We start from the raw sequence: 1,065 nt of genomic DNA on the forward strand, positions 1-1,065 counted from the left end.
TTCTTATCAATTGTTGTCTGAGTTGTAGTGGCTGGTGGCTTGATCAATTACGGTGCCAGTGAAGCGGAACGCATTATTGGCAAGCCCAGTCATCAGATTAAGGCGTTGTTGGGCTATCAGCGAGAGCCTGAGTTGCTGCACCGGGATAATATGGTGCTTGCGTCTTGATCGTATAGATACAAAAAAACCGGCAAGCGCCGGTTTTTTTGTATCCTGACAACGTGCAGTGGTTGTCTGTCTCAGCGGGGCTCAGGCAGTTGCCAGGGCCTTGATCTGAGCGTTCAGACGGCTCTTGTGACGAGCAGCCTTGTTCTTGTGGATGATGCCCTTGTCGGCCATACGGTCGATCACAGGTACCGCTGCAGTGAAGGCAGCTTTAGCGGCTTCAACGTCTCTGGTGTCGATCGCCTTGATCACCTTCTTGATAGAAGTACGAACCATGGAACGCAGGCTGGCGTTGTGCTGACGACGGTTTTCAGCCTGACGGGCGCGCTTGCGGGCAGAAGGAGAATTAGCCATTTCGGTGCTCCTGGAAAATCAATTTCGTTCGGGTTGTCTCAGGGCGGCTTTGGGGCACCCTGTATGGAACTTGAGCAGGACAGGTGTTTGCCGCAGTTACTGCCAATGCCCCGGGTAAGACATTGCCAGCCCATATCCCACTTAATCCAGCCCGGTGCTGTAATAAGCCCAGGCTATTTAGCCGCCGAACTATGCCGACTCAGGCCGGTCTTGTCAATACGGCATACTGCCTGCAGGGCTTTAAGTCTGCCGGACTGTGGCGTTTTTGGCAGCTTGGGAGGTGCTGCTTATTATGGATAAATCCAACGATTTTCAGAATAAATGTGGCAATCGCTATTACCTTGGATATGATTGAGCGCTAATTCTTATGCTTTTTAATTCAATTACAACATGAGTGATATTCCGACAGTACCGGCACAAAGGACTGGGAAAACGCCCCTTCAGCAAACAGGCGGCGGAGAAAGTTCGGGATCTTGAACGCCACAAAAAAGGCATCTGCTGACGCGGTTGAGCCAAAATAGCCTGCAACCACCACATCCCTGGCCA

2 protein-coding genes and 1 pseudogene are annotated in these 1,065 nt (G+C 51.5%); 1 reads left to right on the forward strand and 2 read right to left on the reverse strand.

What is annotated here, in order from left to right:
• The first annotated feature begins 27 nt into the window (after positions 1-27).
• Positions 28-168, forward strand: a complete 141-nt coding sequence (locus KDK13_RS17355) for a hypothetical protein (RefSeq protein WP_306671174.1) — start codon at positions 28-30, stop codon at positions 166-168.
• A gap of 81 nt (positions 169-249) precedes the next feature.
• On the opposite strand, the gene rpsT is transcribed toward KDK13_RS17355, so the two are convergent.
• On the reverse strand, positions 250-519 hold the full coding sequence (rpsT, locus tag KDK13_RS17360; RefSeq protein ID WP_101748329.1) for a 30S ribosomal protein S20: 270 nt from the start codon (positions 517-519) through the stop codon (positions 250-252).
• 391 nt (positions 520-910) lie between these two features.
• Positions 911-1,065: pseudogene (locus KDK13_RS17365) on the reverse strand (lipid II flippase MurJ); the annotation flags it as partial.

Origin of the sequence: Endozoicomonas sp. SESOKO1, assembly GCF_024606265.1 — a bacterium.
Lineage (GTDB): Bacteria > Pseudomonadota > Gammaproteobacteria > Pseudomonadales > Endozoicomonadaceae > Endozoicomonas.